The organism is Filimonas zeae (assembly GCF_014641615.1).
Lineage (GTDB): Bacteria > Bacteroidota > Bacteroidia > Chitinophagales > Chitinophagaceae > Filimonas > Filimonas zeae.
This window is the reverse complement of sequence record NZ_BMIB01000001.1, coordinates 1,486,701-1,503,013: the sequence shown is the minus strand read 5'-3', so window position 1 is coordinate 1,503,013 and position 16,313 is coordinate 1,486,701. Positions and strand designations below refer to the sequence as shown.

The 16,313-nt window shown below is 43.8% G+C and carries 17 protein-coding genes and 1 tRNA gene; 12 read left to right on the top strand and 6 right to left on the bottom strand.

Translation table 11 applies throughout. The features are described from left to right. The first annotated feature begins 23 nt into the window (after positions 1-23). A complete protein-coding gene (locus IEY13_RS05980) occupies positions 24-578 on the top strand; it encodes an RNA polymerase sigma factor (protein WP_188951019.1) in 555 nt (184 codons plus the stop codon). Here IEY13_RS05980 and IEY13_RS05975 read toward each other — a convergent pair. The 3 genes from IEY13_RS05975 to IEY13_RS05965 form a co-directional block, all read right to left on the bottom strand. Beyond that, the gene (locus tag IEY13_RS05975) at positions 552-2,390 is read right to left on the bottom strand and encodes a cytochrome-c peroxidase (protein ID WP_229687754.1); all 1,839 of its coding nucleotides are present in this window, start codon (positions 2,388-2,390) and stop codon (positions 552-554) included. The genes IEY13_RS05980 and IEY13_RS05975 overlap by 27 nt on opposite strands. A gap of 6 nt (positions 2,391-2,396) precedes the next feature. After that, entirely contained in the window at positions 2,397-3,959 is a 1,563-nt protein-coding gene (locus IEY13_RS05970; RefSeq protein ID WP_188951018.1) for a purple acid phosphatase family protein, read from the bottom strand. Positions 3,960-4,038: 79 nt separating this feature from the next. Further along, positions 4,039-4,500 (bottom strand): nuclear transport factor 2 family protein, encoded by a 462-nt coding sequence (locus IEY13_RS05965; RefSeq protein WP_188951017.1) that lies wholly within the window; start codon positions 4,498-4,500, stop codon positions 4,039-4,041. Between the two features lie 112 nt (positions 4,501-4,612). Here IEY13_RS05965 and IEY13_RS05960 point away from each other — a divergent pair, with 112 nt between their 5' ends. Further along, entirely contained in the window at positions 4,613-5,566 is a 954-nt protein-coding gene (locus tag IEY13_RS05960) for a GlxA family transcriptional regulator (protein ID WP_188951016.1), read from the top strand. Between the two features lie 175 nt (positions 5,567-5,741). On the opposite strand, the gene IEY13_RS05955 is transcribed toward IEY13_RS05960, so the two are convergent. The 3 genes from IEY13_RS05955 to IEY13_RS05945 are packed head-to-tail and all read right to left on the bottom strand — an operon-like array spanning position 5,742 to position 8,170. Continuing rightward, entirely contained in the window at positions 5,742-6,509 is a 768-nt protein-coding gene (locus tag IEY13_RS05955; RefSeq protein WP_188951015.1) for a lysophospholipid acyltransferase family protein, read from the bottom strand. Positions 6,510-6,520: 11 nt separating this feature from the next. After that, the gene (locus IEY13_RS05950; RefSeq protein WP_188951014.1) at positions 6,521-7,342 is read right to left on the bottom strand and encodes an SAM hydrolase/SAM-dependent halogenase family protein; all 822 of its coding nucleotides are present in this window, start codon (positions 7,340-7,342) and stop codon (positions 6,521-6,523) included. Between the two features lie 21 nt (positions 7,343-7,363). Next, entirely contained in the window at positions 7,364-8,170 is an 807-nt protein-coding gene (locus IEY13_RS05945; RefSeq protein ID WP_188951013.1) for an SDR family oxidoreductase, read from the bottom strand. Between the two features lie 179 nt (positions 8,171-8,349). Between IEY13_RS05945 and IEY13_RS05940 the strand changes: the two genes are divergently transcribed. The 10 genes from IEY13_RS05940 to IEY13_RS05895 all read left to right on the top strand — a co-directional run bounded on the left by IEY13_RS05940 (position 8,350) and on the right by IEY13_RS05895 (position 16,057). After that, a tRNA-Lys gene (locus IEY13_RS05940) sits at positions 8,350-8,422 on the top strand. A gap of 124 nt (positions 8,423-8,546) precedes the next feature. Continuing rightward, the gene (locus IEY13_RS05935) at positions 8,547-8,993 is read left to right on the top strand and encodes a DUF6934 family protein (protein WP_188951012.1); all 447 of its coding nucleotides are present in this window, start codon (positions 8,547-8,549) and stop codon (positions 8,991-8,993) included. A gap of 33 nt (positions 8,994-9,026) precedes the next feature. Then, positions 9,027-9,200: a hypothetical protein gene (locus tag IEY13_RS05930; RefSeq protein ID WP_188951011.1), complete on the top strand. Its 174-nt coding sequence runs from the start codon at positions 9,027-9,029 to the stop codon at positions 9,198-9,200. A 219-nt stretch (positions 9,201-9,419) separates the two neighbouring features. Beyond that, positions 9,420-9,896, top strand: a complete 477-nt coding sequence (locus tag IEY13_RS05925; RefSeq protein WP_188951010.1) for a hypothetical protein — start codon at positions 9,420-9,422, stop codon at positions 9,894-9,896. Between the two features lie 64 nt (positions 9,897-9,960). Further along, positions 9,961-10,329, top strand: a complete 369-nt coding sequence (locus IEY13_RS05920; RefSeq protein WP_262891958.1) for an Imm43 family immunity protein — start codon at positions 9,961-9,963, stop codon at positions 10,327-10,329. A 522-nt stretch (positions 10,330-10,851) separates the two neighbouring features. Beyond that, the gene (locus tag IEY13_RS05915; RefSeq protein ID WP_188951008.1) at positions 10,852-11,346 is read left to right on the top strand and encodes a hypothetical protein; all 495 of its coding nucleotides are present in this window, start codon (positions 10,852-10,854) and stop codon (positions 11,344-11,346) included. Next, positions 11,333-11,944, top strand: a complete 612-nt coding sequence (locus tag IEY13_RS05910; RefSeq protein ID WP_188951007.1) for a hypothetical protein — start codon at positions 11,333-11,335, stop codon at positions 11,942-11,944. Before IEY13_RS05915 ends, IEY13_RS05910 begins: the two co-directional genes overlap by 14 nt. Positions 11,945-11,972: 28 nt before the next feature. Then, positions 11,973-12,824 carry a hypothetical protein gene (locus IEY13_RS05905; RefSeq protein ID WP_188951006.1) on the top strand — a complete coding sequence of 284 codons (852 nt, stop codon included), beginning with the start codon at positions 11,973-11,975 and terminating at the stop codon, positions 12,822-12,824. A 6-nt stretch (positions 12,825-12,830) separates the two neighbouring features. Further along, a complete protein-coding gene (locus IEY13_RS05900; protein WP_188951005.1) occupies positions 12,831-14,240 on the top strand; it encodes a hypothetical protein in 1,410 nt (469 codons plus the stop codon). A 68-nt stretch (positions 14,241-14,308) separates the two neighbouring features. Continuing rightward, on the top strand, positions 14,309-16,057 hold the full coding sequence (locus IEY13_RS05895) for an outer membrane protein assembly factor BamB family protein (protein ID WP_188951004.1): 1,749 nt from the start codon (positions 14,309-14,311) through the stop codon (positions 16,055-16,057). The last annotated feature ends 256 nt before the right edge of the window (positions 16,058-16,313 follow it).

The window sequence follows — 16,313 nt, the reverse complement described above, 5'->3', positions numbered from 1 at the left end:
TTGCACTACAACTACGGCTTCAGGTGGCACAGAATAAAACAGCACTGTTTGAGGAGATTTTTTACCATACAAAGGATAAGGTGTATGCCTTTATCCGGGGCATGGTGCATGATAAAAGCCAGGTGCACGATTACATGCAAACCAGTTATATGAAGCTGTGGGAACAGCTGGATACCCTGGATACCACTACCGGAGTACTGCCCTTTTTATACACCATATCCCGCAACCTGGTAATAGACCATCTGCGCCGGAATACGCGCATGGTGTACACAGAAGATCTGCAGCAGTATACCGAAGGCCTGCCTGCAAACGACAGTACCGATACCTATATAGCGGCAAAGGAAAACAAACAAAGGATGCAGCAACTGCTGAACCTGCTGCCGGAACGCCGCCGGCAGGTATTTACGCTGGTTAAGCTGGAAGGGCTGAGTTATAAAGAAGTAGCCAGCCTGTTAGAAATAAGTGTAAGTACGGTGGAAAAACATATGCACGAAGCCTATAAAACCATTTGCGATCATCCTACACTTGCACGCGCATTTATAGTCACGCTGCTATCGGGCAGTCTGGTATTGGCGTAATGAATTTTTATCGTCCGTAAGCGCTTCCATAAAACGCACCAGCGCCTGCTTTTCCGCAGCAGTCAACTGTAAAGGTGTGGTGGAAAGCGTTTGATTGTCCAGGGGCAACCCCAGCCCTGCGCCACCACCTTTATCATAAAACTCCACCACCTCTTCCAGCGTAGCAAAACGGCCGTTGTGCATATAAGGCGCCGTTACTGCTGCATTGCGTACGGTAGGTGTTTTAAATGCCTGACGGTAAAAGGAAATGGGAAAGAAATCGTACCGGCCATTATCGGCATCCGCACGTGCAGGTAAAACAACGCCCGATGCAGTGGTACCCAGTACTTCAAATTCAGTTAGCTGATATAACGGCGGAGTAAGCCCGTTAAAAACCGGTGCAAAATGGCAGGTAGCGCATTGGGCCTTGCCCATAAACAGGTTAAAGCCGTTTTGCTGTTCTTTGGTCATGGCATGGGTATCACCGGCTATAAACCGGTCAAAAGGCGTATTCATGCCACATAAGGTGCGTACATACGCTGCAATAGCTGTGGCCGTGTTATCCATATTCACCGGCGCTTTGCTTCCGGTAAATGCCTTGCTGTACAGCTGCCGGTACACGGGTTGCTGCTGTAGCTGCTGCATACTCAGCGTGGTATCTGCATTCATTTCATCCACACTCTGCATTACCATTTTCACCTGCTGCTCCAGACTGGCAGCACGTCCATCCCAAAACTGTGCGTGCTGAAAACCGGCATATAACAAAGAAGGCGTATTGCGTTTTAGCAGGGTTTGCCCGTTAAACGATGCACTGCGGGTAAGCTGATCTGCAAAGTACTGATCAGGGATATGGCAACTGGCGCAACTGCGGCTGTTGTTGCCAGACAGCGCTTTTTCATGAAACAGTTGCTGACCCAGTGCAACCAGCTTATCATTGGCTGTGTCTGCCGCCGCACCAAATCCCGTTATTAGTAAAGCATCTCTGCTATACAGGTGGCTGGCATTGTAATTCAGCACCGGCGCTGTTTGTAACAGTTGGCCGCTGCCGGCAATATATTTACCAAACACCCTTTGCAAGGGCAGTATGTATTGTGTAAGAAAAGTAAGCCGGTCAAACCCATCAAAATCCTGCTGTCTGCCTTGCAGGTAATGCAACGCACGCTGTACATAAAAAGCAGTACTATCTGCATAAGGGGCAGCAACAAAAGCAGGTAGCTGATGCTGAAAAGAAAGTAAGGCCTGTTCCGCCTCCATAATACCGCTCTTTAACAGCGGCGCATCATAGCCGGATATATGCAGGGCAATAATACGCACCAGTTCCAGCCGCATGCTTTCCAGCACCTGCGCATCTGAAGCCGTAAAACCGTATAACAAGCCGCGTAACCCTTCGGCAGAAGAACGTACCAGCTCTGCCTGTTCCTCCAGTTCTTTTTTATGGACAGGCACCTCCGCCTCATATAGCAGCACTTCTATCACCTGCATACCGGCCGGGTGCTGGTATTCCATATACGGCTCTTCTATCTCGTATTTAGGTGGCCCGTTGTACACGGTGCTTTCACTAAAATAAAAGTATCCCAGAAAAAACTCCATGCGTTTATAATAACGCCTGCAGGTTATCAATGCGCTACGGGCCTGCGCTACAGAATTGCTGTCAGTTGTTATCTGTTGCACGCATTTTTCCAAATGGCGGGTAGCTGTTACAAAGCTGTCTGCCACGGTGGTAAAATACGTAACGGCCCTTGCTGCTGCCGGTGTGGTAGCATCAGGGGCCGTTAACGACAGGTGGGCCAGCGCCAACCCTATTATCACCAATATAGTAAGGCCAATACGCATAGGGTATTAGCGAACCGTTACAGTAAAAGTATCTTTCAGGCAACCGTTGGTATCAGCCACCGTATACACCGTAGTTCCCTTTTTAGGGGTTACGGTAATGCTTCTCTCCGTTGCATCACTTTTATTCCAGCGGTAATTACCTACGTAAGAAGCAGTAAGGGTAATGCTTTCACCACGCTTTATGTTGTAGGTACGGTGCTGGTTTACCTGCTTCATCATGGTAAAATGATCGCGCTGTACCCCATCTGCACAAATCCATTTCAGGTCTAAACGGTTACCCTGCACTTCCAGTATAGAAGCGCCTCCATTATCCGCATTGGAATAATACATGGCGTTATGTGGCCAGGCTTTTTCTTTACCACCGAGCTGACCGGCGGAACCGGTTACCACATACACGGTACCGCGTCCGGTCAGGTTTTCTTTAATATACGGGCAGCTGTTGGTGGTTCCATCAAACAAAGCAGAGGAACCGCTCAGGTTGTTCTTTGCTGAATCAAACGTAGGCTCCATTCCAAAATGGCCCTGCATCAGGCGCGATCTTTCGTATACATGGCTGTGGCCACATAAAATCAAATCCACCCCATAACGCTCCAGTATACCAATAAAGTTCTCTCTTATTTTAACCAGTTCGGTTTCGTCATCCGAGTTATGCGAGCCCATGGTATAAGGCGGATGGTGCCAGTAGGCTACAACCCAGCCCTTGTTGGTATTGGCTTCCAGGTCTTTCTTTACCCACTGTACCTGCGGCCCCAGGGTATCGTACAGGCGGTATTCATTCACTTCTTTACCGTAGCTATCGAGCGATAAAAAGTGAATATTACCAATATCAAAAGCATAAAAAGCCTGGGTACCGGAAGGCACACCACCTGCTTCGCCGTTTACCGGCATGGAAAAGTTTTTGTAATAATCAATGGCATGGGTTTTCTGCGCCATTTCGGTAGCTGCCGGAAAATCCACATCATGATAATCATGGTTACCGGGTGAAGGGTACATGGGATATTTCTTCAGCAGATCATCCTTATAAATATTAAAGAATTTGGCCTGGTACTCTGCATCCGTACCGTTATGATAAGCATTATCACCCAGCAGTATCCAGGCATCCATATAATCATTACCCAGGTAATCAATAAACGCTTTTTTAACGTTGCGCTGGTTAACCGAGTTGTTACCACAGTCGCCAAACACCCCTACGCGGTAAAAGCTTTCCTTACCACTTTCCGGCAGTGTATAAAAATGGTTATCGTTGCCTGTTTGTAAGGTATCGTTGAAGCTGCCTATGCTGTAAAAGTAACGGGTATGTGGCTGTAAGCCGCGCAGCTTTACCAGGTGTTCTGTGGTAAGGGTACTGTCATCTGTAAACTGTGCCAGCCTGCCTGCTTCGGCACCATAACGTACGCGGCTTCTGCACGATACATCGGTGCGCCAGCGTATTACTATGGTACTGTCTGTAGCTACCTGTAAGTAAGGTCCACGCACCAGGTTAGATAACACACTGGCTTTACGCTGCCCGTGCACACCACTCAAAAACGCGAGAATACTGCCTAACAGCAGCCATGTGGGTTTGAACATAAGATATAGGGGAAATTTTGGCGAAGGAATTTCTTTTAGCGCACAACCCTCCCCTATCTTCTATTAAGAAATCATTAAGCTATTCCTGATCATAGTAAGTAGCATCTTTTATAATCTTTCCCTGCTGTAGGGTAAACACGGTACATATAGGCAATTGCCATGCACCGGTTTGTGCAGAAGAACCGCTGGATACAAACTCTACCGTAACATGATCGCCCGCTGCATACACCGCTTTCACGTCATCTTTTATATCCGGAAACATCGCTGCCATTTCGGTGTATTTGGCAATGGTCTGCTGCCGGGTTTTGGTTACATACTCCTTACCAAAAGAGGGGTCCAGAAATAAAGCAGTGTCGGCATAACAGGCGGCCATCTGCGCCCAGTCGTGCCGGTTAAAAGCATCAAACAGCTGGCGCGCTACCTGCTCGCCCGCTGTGGTGTGGGTACTGTCTGTAGCAGGTGCTGGCTGCTGTTGGGTGTTGTTGCAGGCAAAGGCTGCTACCAGGCAGCCGGCGGAAATAAGGATAAACAGTTGTTTCATAACAACGAATATAATTTCCTGTAAATATCTTTTCCAGGGTAAATAAGCCGGAAAAGAAGGCATTCCGGACAAAAAAGCTTTAAATTAGTTGCTGACCACCGGAGGACACGTTATGATAGAACTGATCATTGCACAAACACACGAAAACAGACCTTTAAGCACCGCTGCCATACTGGATGTATTTGAATCGGTTAACTGGCTGCAACAACAGCGAAACCAGCCGCCCCTGTTTCATATTCAGCTGATAAACGAATCACAACTCAGCCAACAGCTCCGGCCTCATTTAATTTTGATACCCGCGTTTACCTCGCACCATATAGCCCAATCGCTGGATGCCAATAAAGGCTTTATCCCCTGGCTGCAGCAGCAGTACCAGCGCGGAGCTGCCATTGGCAGTTTTTGTTCCGGCGCTTTTCTGCTGGCGGCCACCGGTTTGCTCAACGGCAAAAAGGCCACCACGCATGTAATGTATGCCGATGCATTTTCTACATTTTTTCCGGAAGTAACCCTGTGTAAAGAAGCAGTGGTTACGCACGATAATAACCTGTATACCAGTGGCGGGGCTACGTGCAGCTTTCACCTGATGCTGCATTTACTGGAACAGTATTGCGGCAGGCAGATGGCCATTCAGATAGCCAAGCTGTTTTCTATTGATATGGACCGGCACCAGCAGGCCTACTTTGCCGGTTTTCAACCCCGCAAAAATCACAACGACAGTCTGGTGAAAGAGGCACAATTGCAGATTGAAGATCAGTATATGGAACTGGCTACCATAGATGAACTGGTAAAAAAAATGCCGGTGAGCGCCCGCAATTTTATGCGCCGGTTTAAACAGGCTACCGGAGTAACGCCCATCAGTTACCTGCAACAAACCCGTATTGAAGCTGCCCGCCGTTTACTGGAGCAGAGCGATGCCAGTATTACTGATATTATGTACCAGGTGGGGTATGGAGATATGAAATCTTTCCGTCAGCTGTTTACCCGCATTGCCGGGTTGCCGCCTAAAGCTTACCGGGAAAAATACGGCCTCACCACCTCTGCCGAAGTATCTGCCGCGGTACGGTAGTCCGTTAGGGGCAAAAAAAAGCCGGAAAAGTAGACACAATTCCGGGGTATATACATGAGAAAACTAAAACAATTTGATTGGGTATTATCTACCTGTGTAATAAAGACGTTCCATCCCCTAAAAAGGGCTACTCTTTTTTGTATTTTTTGTTTTCTTTAACAAATTTCACGCTACTTCAGGCCATTTTCGGGTCAGGCTTACTTTCGTAGTGCCTGTACCGCCGCAACCCCTCATCCATCATTCCGCGCACTTTTTCCTGCAAAACCGCCACATCGGCTAATGTATAGCCCGTTACAGGTATTTCATCCAGAAATACCACCCGGTTTTTTCCCGGTGTTAACTCAAAAAAGCCGCGGTGATGCATCCTGTCCACCGCATCTACAAACAAAACCGGCTTTAAAGGCGTTTGCGTTTCAATGGCTATACGAAATGCTCCGGGGTAAAAGCTTTTCAGCGGCTGGTCTGTTTCGTTAAAAGTACCCTCCGGAAAAATAAACACCGAAATACCTTTGTGTACCGCCGCCTTCAGGTTGCGTACACTTTCCGAGCGGCGTTGGGCATCCCTCCTGTCCACCAGTATCACCGCCATGCGGTAAATAATGCCAAACACGGGGTATTTTACCATTTCATACTTCCCCAGCACCCGTATAGGCTGGTGCATACAACGCACCACGCAGGGTATATCCATATAACTGCTGTGGTTGGCCACAAAAATGTATTGTTTTGACCGGTCGTGCGGCACCTCATATATTTCGCGGTGTTGTATGCCGTTAGCCACATACCAGGCCGCCGCCCAGGCTTCGCAAATACGGTACACTGCGTTTCCACCCCTATCCCTGCCCAGCAACGCCGAAAGCAGTACAAAAGGCAGTATCAGCAGCATCAGCACCACAAACCAGAGCAATGCCCATATGGTATATATATATTGTAAAAAGCGCCGCATGCTATAAGGGTTTATTCAAAGAAAATTCGCACCGTTTGGTAAAACCATTTGTTGTGCAGGGTGGCGTGGCGGGAGCTTTCAGAAAAACCCTGTAACCCGAACAGCCCTGCCACATTGCCTTTATTAATGGCAATTTCCAGGTAACCGGCGCTGTTAAACCAGGCCAGTTTTTCACCGGCCTGTACCGAGGCGTAGTTTCTGCTCAGGGTTTCTATCATTTCATTACGGGTGAATACAATTTTAAACTTCCGCCCCTTGCGTTGTTCTTCAAACTCCGCCTGGGTAATATTCACCACCACATTTTCAAAGTTGTCAATAAAAATAATCTGCCCTTCCATCCAGTCAGGCCCTATCGTAGCTCTTAACGGATATTTTTCATCAATTGTTACACGCGAATCGCCCAACTGATCCAGCGGTGCCCCCTGGCTCAGCTGCCCCAAAGCCAGCGATAACGAACGGGTGCATTCCAATATACCCATACTGCTCTTTTGCGGAACAGATACGGCCACCAGGTCTGCAGGGCGTGTACCTGTAATCAGCGTAAGAATACCATTATCCGGGCAGGCAATCCACTGGTTGTTCCAGGCAGCCACCAGCATATGATCGGGATTGGTATCAAACACGTTCACCAGTAACAGATGAATAGAACCTGCGGGATAATACTTATACGCATTACCACATATGTAGGCAGCCTGCAGATAATTGAACGGAGATAAACAATGGTTGATATCAACGATATTAAATGCAGGATTTGCAGTCAGCAACTGCCCCTTTATGGCGCCAACAATGTAGTCATTCTGGCCTATGTCGGTGGTGAGTGTAACTATGGGCATGCGTTAGCGAATGTTACACAATTACTTTACCAATTTACCATCTTTATAATAGAATTTCCGCACCAGCTTATCTGCCAGCGCCGGGAAAAAGCGGTTCATATATACCGCCTGCTTGCCCGTACCCGTAAGCACCAGCGTACGCCTGCGTTTTACAATCGCATCCAGTATATGCGTGGCGCACTCCTCGGCCGTCATCATTTTACCTTCATCCATTTTGGTTTCGCCCGTAGGTTTTGCATCCTGGTCCAGCGCTGCGTTGCGTATGTTAGATGCCGTAAAGCCCGGGCATACCCATATCACATTCACGCCGCTTTCCATCAGCTCTGTACGCAGCGCTTCCATCCAGCCGTTTACCGCAAACTTACTGGCAGAGTAACCACTGCGCCCCGGCAGGCCGCGGTAACCTGCTACAGAAGAAATACCTGCTACGGTACCTTTTTGCTTAATAATATACGGAAGGGCAAACTTGGTGCAGTACACCGTGCCCCAGAAATTAATGTCCATTACCTTACGCAGGGTTTCCAGCTCGGTATCCTCAAAAAGGGCGCGCATAGAAATACCGGCATTATTAATCAATATATCAATAGTGCCGTAGGCTTTCACTACCTGTTCAATAAACGTGCGGCAATCCTGCTCGCTGCTTACATCGGCCTGGTAGGTAAAAAGAGGTTTGTTGGGATTCAAGGTTTGCAACTGGTATAGCTTATCATAGTTTCTGCTGCAGGTAGCCACTTTGGCGCCCTGCTGTAACAAAGTTTCCACTAAAGCCCTGCCTATGCCATCCGACCCACCGGTTACCACAACCACTTTATTTTGTAATGAGCTCATGTTACTTGTACTTATATTATACGCACAAAAATAAACACTTCGCGCATGTAACTGAATGAAAGACAGCCAGAGACACTAAAAAAAATTTCACCTCAAATTTGGCTGTAATACAAATACTCCTATCTTTGCACTCCCAATTACGGAACACTGCTCTTCAGCAGCAGTCGTAAGGAAGGAAAGATTTGGTAGCTCAGTTGGTAGAGCAATACACTTTTAATGTATGGGTCCTGGGTTCGAGTCCCAGCCGAATCACGAAAGATCACAGCAATGTGGTCTTTTTTTATGCTTATCTGCCTTTACCATCACTACCTGAAATCATAGCATCCGCCAGAGCAGTCAATTAAGGCACTACATCAATAACGTATAAAAGGTTAAGATGCAACTGGAACGATATGCTTTTGTAAAAGACCCGGAAAAACACTACTACGAGTTTTATAGTGAGGGTCCGCTTGGACGGGTAAGAAAACTGGTGGAATACTATCGTCTTCCCGATGTAAAAACAGTAGTGTATAACCTATCTTTTGGAGACTGGGAAGAAATCACTGGCAAATTGGATGACAAAGTCGTTACCAATAATGCAGACCGCGACAAAGTACTGGCTACGGTAGCCGCGACTGTACTGGATTTTATGAACAATCATCCGGATGCAAGCATATTTGTTGCAGGAAACACGCCCGCCCGCACCCGGTTATACCAGATGGGTATTAGCAGGCTATGGTATGAAATAAACAATACCTTTCATTTATATGGCTTTGTTAAAGGTGATTGGCGACCGTTTAAAAAAGGCATTAACTACAGTTCCTTCTTGTTGCAAAAGAGATAATTGTTTAAATTTGAAAACGTAAATGCACATTATATGGCACTTCCTAAAGAAAAAAAAATAGTGAAGAAAGACAAGGTAGCAGCTATTAAAAATATAGCTGACCTTGCTAATGATCCTGTGCTGGTGAAGAAGAGGGAGTTTGCTGCCGAGTTTATCCGGCAACACGGCTTACCTAAAGGCCTCGTACAAGAACGACAAAAGCCATAAATGGCTGAGCTAATTTTCCCAACGGAATTAAGAAAGGCGCTAATAATAGCGTCTTTTGCATTTATAGCATTTGACATATATTTAGCACATCTGAATATAAACCCCTGCAACGCTTACTATTGATAGCAGCATCCCTCTGTTGCTCCTGTAACAATAACAACTCCCGCCCCCGCATTTCCCATCAAACAAGACACAGAAAAAACACAACTACCTGTTAAGGTGGAAAAGAATGTGCCAACCACATTTCACTACCACCACGATTACGATTCATCAAAAACCGCCTTCAAAAATCTTCATAGTGGCTGGATAGACACTTTTGAAACAGGTGGGCAAAAACTCAGACTCCGTTTCGACACTGGCATAAAATACAATTTTGAATGTTACCGCGTTGAGCAGTTACAGGAAAACACCTGGAAAACGAGAGCAATGATGTACCTGTGCGATGATGAATACAGTAAAAAAGACATGAACAATGATGGCTATACCGACTTTGTAAAGCACTACCATGAACGCAACTATATATACTTTTATAACCCACAGGCTAAAATGCTATGCGATTCCGTATGGATAATGCCAGCCGAATATGAGGTTATGGACAAAAGCAACTTTTTGCACTTCGACTTCTACGAAGCTATGCACGGCAACCCCTCCCCCTCCTCTAAACACAGAGAAGCTCGACCCGGAATGCCAGTGTGAGTCCAGCGTGTTTTAACCGAGAAACTCAAGAGAAGAAGCCGTTAGAACCTATCTATTCGTCTGAGTGGCTTTTTTACGTTCCCAAAAGAGATGGCATCCCCCACCGCCAGGCCTGCAATTACCGGAAAAACTGCTAATGATCACAAAGTCATTACCAAAGCTTGTAGTTGATTTTGATATTATCGACACAGATACTTGGCTGGTGTCTGAGCGTTTCTTTAACTTAATTATTGAAGAAAACCTGCTGGCTAGCACGTATGAATCCAGCAAGTTGACATTAATCTCCCATCAGGGTAAACCAGTTAGCAACAAACAGTATTACCTCCTGCGCTTTTTTAAAAGATATGATGATCAAATAGATTTTGATAAAAGTCCATCAATAAAGCCGCCAAAGAAAGCACAGGTTGGGATGCCCCCAAATTTATTACAGTGACCTAGTCCTTCGTGATGGGGCACAACTGCCATCATTATTTTTTTATGGGAACCATCATATCGTTATGCTTTCTTTGTTAACAAGGAATTAAAAGCGCATATGGAAAAAGAGCAATATCTGGGCATCGACTTTTATACAGCTGACAGTTATATTAAAGAAAAATTGATCGCGACATGAATCCTTTTAGCCGCTAAGTCAATCCTTGTAAGGCAAAAACAGTCAGCGGGTTCCTGTTTATAATTTTCAAAAAGCATAGAATCATTTAACGCAAACTGAAACTAGTTATTGAGCCTTTTTTCTAAATCGAGGCTACTGGCGTGGGCGTATTGATGAAATTCATTGTAGCCGGTCTTTAAACCATGATGTATATCGAATTCGTGCGCATGATAATCAAAGAGTCCATACTGTCATAAATATTGCCTGCAAATAAATGTATAGGAAGGAGTTTGCAAAGTGTAAATACCGGCTGTAGATTTTTAATAAATCAAAAAAAATCATTACCATTACCATATAGTTAAACCCATGGTAACCTTTCACGCACTTGAACAGATCATACTCATAGCTTTCTTAGCAGGCATTTTTGGAACTCTCATATACATAGCCTGGTTACTTAGAAAATTGGCTTTGGGCCAGTATTCTAATCACCTTGATAAAGGGCATTTTGATTTTAGAAATAAACCCAACTATATGGTTTTTCCGGAAAATTTATTTTACAAGGCATTATACCGCATAGAAAATGAGTATCGTCTCAGATTTACCGTTGAAGCAAGCAATTTTCTATTGTTACCAATCCGTGAATATTACTTGGAAGTAGATCATATCAATGCGGTAAACTGGCAGCAATCATTGTATCTTCTCGGTAGAGAACTCTATAATCGCCGGGATGAATATGATTATAAACGATTGGCGGAAGGGTTTTATAGCGTCACGGCTGTTGATGTAATGAACGCCATTCGTTTAAATTGGTGCAGTATTCCTCCATTCTGTAAACCACCGCGAAGCAATGACAGATACTAATGCCGTATCGACCGCAGGACAAGCGCATGAACACGGTACGTCATGCGTTCATGAACATGTAGATCGTACATTGATTGCAACAGGCAATATGCCTGATAATACACCCGTACAGCCATTGCAGGCTATAGGCTCGAAAGATGACAAAAAAGAGTCCTCCAAAACCTACCTGGAGCAAACTAAGCTATTAACAACACTAGCATCTACTTTTATTGTTGCTCCCGCTATCCTGTTTAAAGAAATGGCTAATCTTAGTATTGGATGGGTCGTAACGATGGAAGTGTCTTTTATTTTTTCAGTGATATTTGGTTACGTTGTAGCTGGAAGTTTGGCTGGAACTCAATATGAAGGTAAATATAATATTTACCGTAGAGCAGCTATGTGGGGTTCCCTGACTCAACTAGGTTTGTATCTCATAGGTTTGGGCATATTGGTGTCTCTCTTCCTGCAACAAGGAGCAGCCAAGGGCAAAACAACTGCGATAAATAAAAGAGATACGGTTTATGTGTTGATGAAAGATACTGTTCTGGTCAGAGTAATTCCAGTACCACAGCCAGCTACTGTGCCTCTAGTGCCCGCTAAGAAAGATACAATCAATTAAATTTTATCATTTTATGCTTTTTAATAATATGCCAGAGCAAGACCCAGATGAAATTGAGCCAATAGATATTGATTGGTTGTCATTCTTAAAAGACAAGTATGCTAATCTGGCAAAGGTGTATTTTTCAGCTAGCAATATTTCGGAAATTAATACGAAGCTGACCAAGCGATTACGTAAACATGCATTAACAAAACAGAATTATAACACCAATATTTATGATTTTTTGGTGCGTATCAAGGAATTCCCTGATTCTTTAGAAAGGATCGTCAGGGTTGGCAAAGGCTTAATATCATTTCTTGATGGACAGGTTAATGAGTTTATCACGCTTACTAACAACAATCCTGAATTACTTAGGCAATTAAAAGAAGAAATGGCTGATATGTTTTGGGAAAACGAGGCTAAATATTTGGATCGGGTAGGCGAATTGGTTAGCACCGTGTTTTTAATAAAAGAAATGGCTCCGGCCAGACTACATTCTTTTAGCCACGTTTACTTGCCAGACGGGACCTATAAAGGCGACCCGCCTGATGCAGATTTGTGCTTTGAACAGCCAGGCAGAAAACCGGTGTTAATTGAAATACGAAATATCAACCTTAATTATGAGCGGATCACCAGTGAGGAAGGGCTGTATAACATTATTGCGGGCCGCATTACAAAAAAATGGGCAGAAAAAAAATTTGATTCGCCCGGATTAAATGAACGCTACGACAAAATTTGGATACAACCGTTTATCTGGATTTATGATCAGCCAACTATAGAGCGATATACCGAAGCACTTAATTCATTCACCTTTGCCAATACACTGCCGCTACTGTCTTTGCAACAGGCAGCTGATAGTTGGGGTAATATCTATTATAGGTGTCACAGATTTACTAAATAGCCTGATATGATCCGCGAAATTACCTTGCGTCGTTTTAATGCTTACGTTTATGTTCGTCATCCATATTTAAACCTTCAGTTTAAAGAGTTGGCCTGGTATGAGGCTTATCGTTTAAAACTATTAGGCACTATTGCCGTAGATGATGCAGGAGACTATTACTATATGATCCTGGGGAGGGATAAACGAAAGGTTTTTCGCGCCATTGATTTTGACAGCGGCTTTACTTCGCAAGAAGAGGCAACAATTGCTATAATGGCGGCATTTCCTAAATATGAGCACGACGGCAAGACCATTTACGAACAAGGGGATGAAAAGACGCTGCCGCAAGAATTTTTAAAACCACAGGTACCAGAAAATAAGCTGCATCACTATTTTAAACTTTTAGATGTATCAGGACAGGAAGCGGCACGAGCGATGATTAATGAGATTGTGTATAGCTTTATTGATGTTGACGGCAATTACATTAAAGATTTTCAAACTACAGGCTTTGATGCCAGGCTTTGGGAGTTGTATATTTACGTTTATCTTTACACTGCAGGTTTTGATCTGGATACCAGTTACAATGCGCCTGATTATTTTGTTTCTTACTTTGGCGAACGGTTTGCCATTGAGGCGGTAACCGTCAACCCCAGTCCGCAGTTTGATGAACCATCACCCAAAGATCCCCGTGAGGCCTTCCTGTTGAGTTTGGATTATATGCCGATTAAATACGGCAGTTCATTAGTAGGGAAGCTACGCAAGAAGTATTGGGAGAAAGAACACGTAAAAAATGTGCCATTGATTATCGCTATCCACGATTTTCACCAGCCTTCCACATTAGAAGCGCTAGGCTCAATGACTTGGAGCCGAAACGCATTGATCAATTATTTGTACGGTTTAAGACCTATATATAAAACGGCTGAAAACGGCGAAATTACGCCTACTGTTTTGATTGATGCAGACGGTGCGGTTCGACCGGCAGATGAACGTATTGAATGGCATGAATATAAAGGCAAAAAGATCGAATCCGGGTTTTTCTATTTGCCGGATGCCGAAAATATTAGTGCAGTGCTATACTCTAACAACGGAACGCTGCCCACATTTAACCGTATGGGACATTTGGCAGGGCTAGGCAGTCCCAATGTTAATATGATCCGACTAATGGCCGTGCACAATCCCGATCCTAAAGCGACAGAAGCCTTTGTGGTCGTCAAAAATATCAATGATGCAGATTACGAAGAAGCATGGGGGGATGGGCTTGTTATGTACCATAACCCCAGAGCTAAACATCCTGTAGACAGGCGCTATTTTCCCGGTATTTCCCACATGTACTTTGATGAAAAAAATCTACTCGTTTGGGGATTTCCTGAAGAAAATGCCATCCTGTATTCTATGACTCATATAATTGTCGCTGTCGATAATTTTGATGGCGAATAGCATTTACTTGATAATATGCGCTGTCATTTGTTTATTACTCAGCCTGAATAAATAGATTATTTAAAACCATGAAAAGAGACTGGTACGACTTTAAAGCATTACACTCTAACTTTCCTGGTGCAAGGGATGCATTTGAAAAAGCTTGTGAAACCTTGTTTAGAAAGATGCACAGTGAAAAAAACGTGCAGCAAGTAACTGTTAAAAGAGGTGATGGTGGCATTGATGTTTATGTCGGAGAACTTGGAATTGAACCAGTAGTAGTTTATCAATGCAAATTCTTTTTAGATGAGTTGAAAGATAGCCAATATACACAAATTAAAAACTCATTTGAGCGTGCGATAACTTCTTCCGATTACAAAATGTCAAATTGGATGTTGTGCCTGCCTCGTGTGCTTAATTACGAAGAAAATTTAAAGTGGTCGGAATGGAAAGCTAACCAGATGAGCAAATATGAGTTGTCATCAACCTTTATAGCATTGAAGAATGGGAATGAATTGATTGATTTAATGGAGGCTCAAGATGTTTACAGTCAAATTTTCAATATTGAAGAGCTGAACCTGGCCAAAGACACTAATCGCAAAGTGACTCAACTAGTAAAAGCATTCGATCCGCAACGTTCATCACTGCCGAAAATTCTATGGAGTACTTACATTGGTAAACAGAAATGGAAGAATACACCATTAATTATAGGCGATAATATTTTTGTAGGTAGCGCAGGAGATCAATGGAACGAAGCGGATAACAACGATGGTGTTTATTGCTTGGAGTTATATAGTGGAGCCATAAAATGGTTTTATCCGACTAAATCGGATGTAAATGAGATCAATATTTATGATGGTAACATTATTGGAGGATGTGATAGTGGCCTAGTATTTTGTATATCAGCTAAGACTGGTAAAGAAAAGTGGATCAGGGAATTGGCATCAGGTGTAGTATCTAAGGTATTAAAAGACGTTGGTTTGAGTACTGAAAAATATATCGTGATCACATATTCAGGTGAGGTTCACTTTTTAGATACGGTTAGTGGCACTACCTTGTACGTGATTGAACTTCATCAACAAGTTATGGCTAATGCCACCTATGTTAAACAGAATCACGAAACACAAATTTTCATACCATCAGTAAAAGGTCTGGTGTTTTTGCTTGTCAGCACTTTCGATCATTTTCAGCTAAAACAAACTATTGGTATTGGCTATCCAGATCAGTTTAGTCCTACAGGATTAACTTTTCCGCAGCTGTATTCACCGCCATTGATTGATAATGGACTAATGTATTTGGCAGTGGCTCGACAAACCTATTATGGCTACCCTGCAATTGGTTGTTTTGATTGGTTAACAGGCGATACACTGTGGTTCGCATCTGACTCAGATGGTATAGGGACCCATTTTGGTAATATTAGAACTAATCTGGTTATCTACGGGGATGAAATCATTTTTACGCACCCTTATTCAAATGAAGTTGGCGGCATTGATAAGAAAAGTGGCAAATTGAATTGGCTAACGAAAATCGGCCGGGCTATGTTTCAACAGTGGTCTTCACCAGTCATTTACCAAGATCATATTTACTTAGGTCGCTATGATGGTTATCTCTACAAAGTGAATGGCAAAAGCAAAGAAAGGGAATGGGGTATCTATTTAGGAGAAAATGATGATGCTGGTGTAGTTTATGATAAAGATCAGCCGATTTCAAATGAAAATGAGCATGCTGCGTGGGAATTATACAAAGGGAAATCGTTGTTGTCTACCCCTGCAATTTTAAGAGGTCTGATGATTGTCGGTTCAGACGAGGGTTATCTATATGCAATTGGTAATATTTAATTCAACGAACTGGATAAGTCGGAAATATTGCTCAATTCTACATTTGTCAATTAGCTATTAAATTTTTTACATTTGAGCATCGTGGGCAATTCATTTGCCTATTTGTGATAAGGTTTAGGTATAACTACGGGTGTTCCTGCCAGAAATTCGTTTTGCAGAAGGAGCGGCGGTAGGTATGGGAGGTAACCCAGGCATATTTAGGTTTAACCTCAATAACATCCTCGTTGCCGCTTTTGTGAGAGAGCTTAATTAAGTC

Bases quoted from the DNA above. Each gene is read 5' to 3' on its own strand.
- IEY13_RS05975 (WP_229687754.1), bottom strand. From the start codon at position 2,390: ATGCGTATTGGCCTTACTATATTGGTGATAATAGGGTTGGCGCTGGCC.
- IEY13_RS05970 (WP_188951018.1), bottom strand. From the start codon at position 3,959: ATGTTCAAACCCACATGGCTGCTGTTAGGCAGTATTCTCGCGTTTTTG.
- IEY13_RS05965 (WP_188951017.1), bottom strand. From the start codon at position 4,500: ATGAAACAACTGTTTATCCTTATTTCCGCCGGCTGCCTGGTAGCAGCC.
- IEY13_RS05960 (WP_188951016.1), top strand. From the start codon at position 4,613: ATGATAGAACTGATCATTGCACAAACACACGAAAACAGACCTTTAAGC.
- IEY13_RS05955 (WP_188951015.1), bottom strand. From the start codon at position 6,509: ATGCGGCGCTTTTTACAATATATATATACCATATGGGCATTGCTCTGG.
- IEY13_RS05950 (WP_188951014.1), bottom strand. From the start codon at position 7,342: ATGCCCATAGTTACACTCACCACCGACATAGGCCAGAATGACTACATT.
- IEY13_RS05945 (WP_188951013.1), bottom strand. From the start codon at position 8,170: ATGAGCTCATTACAAAATAAAGTGGTTGTGGTAACCGGTGGGTCGGAT.
- IEY13_RS05935 (WP_188951012.1), top strand. From the start codon at position 8,547: ATGCAACTGGAACGATATGCTTTTGTAAAAGACCCGGAAAAACACTAC.
- IEY13_RS05930 (WP_188951011.1), top strand. From the start codon at position 9,027: ATGGCACTTCCTAAAGAAAAAAAAATAGTGAAGAAAGACAAGGTAGCA.
- IEY13_RS05915 (WP_188951008.1), top strand. From the start codon at position 10,852: ATGGTAACCTTTCACGCACTTGAACAGATCATACTCATAGCTTTCTTA.
- IEY13_RS05910 (WP_188951007.1), top strand. From the start codon at position 11,333: ATGACAGATACTAATGCCGTATCGACCGCAGGACAAGCGCATGAACAC.
- IEY13_RS05905 (WP_188951006.1), top strand. From the start codon at position 11,973: ATGCCAGAGCAAGACCCAGATGAAATTGAGCCAATAGATATTGATTGG.
- IEY13_RS05900 (WP_188951005.1), top strand. From the start codon at position 12,831: ATGATCCGCGAAATTACCTTGCGTCGTTTTAATGCTTACGTTTATGTT.
- IEY13_RS05895 (WP_188951004.1), top strand. From the start codon at position 14,309: ATGAAAAGAGACTGGTACGACTTTAAAGCATTACACTCTAACTTTCCT.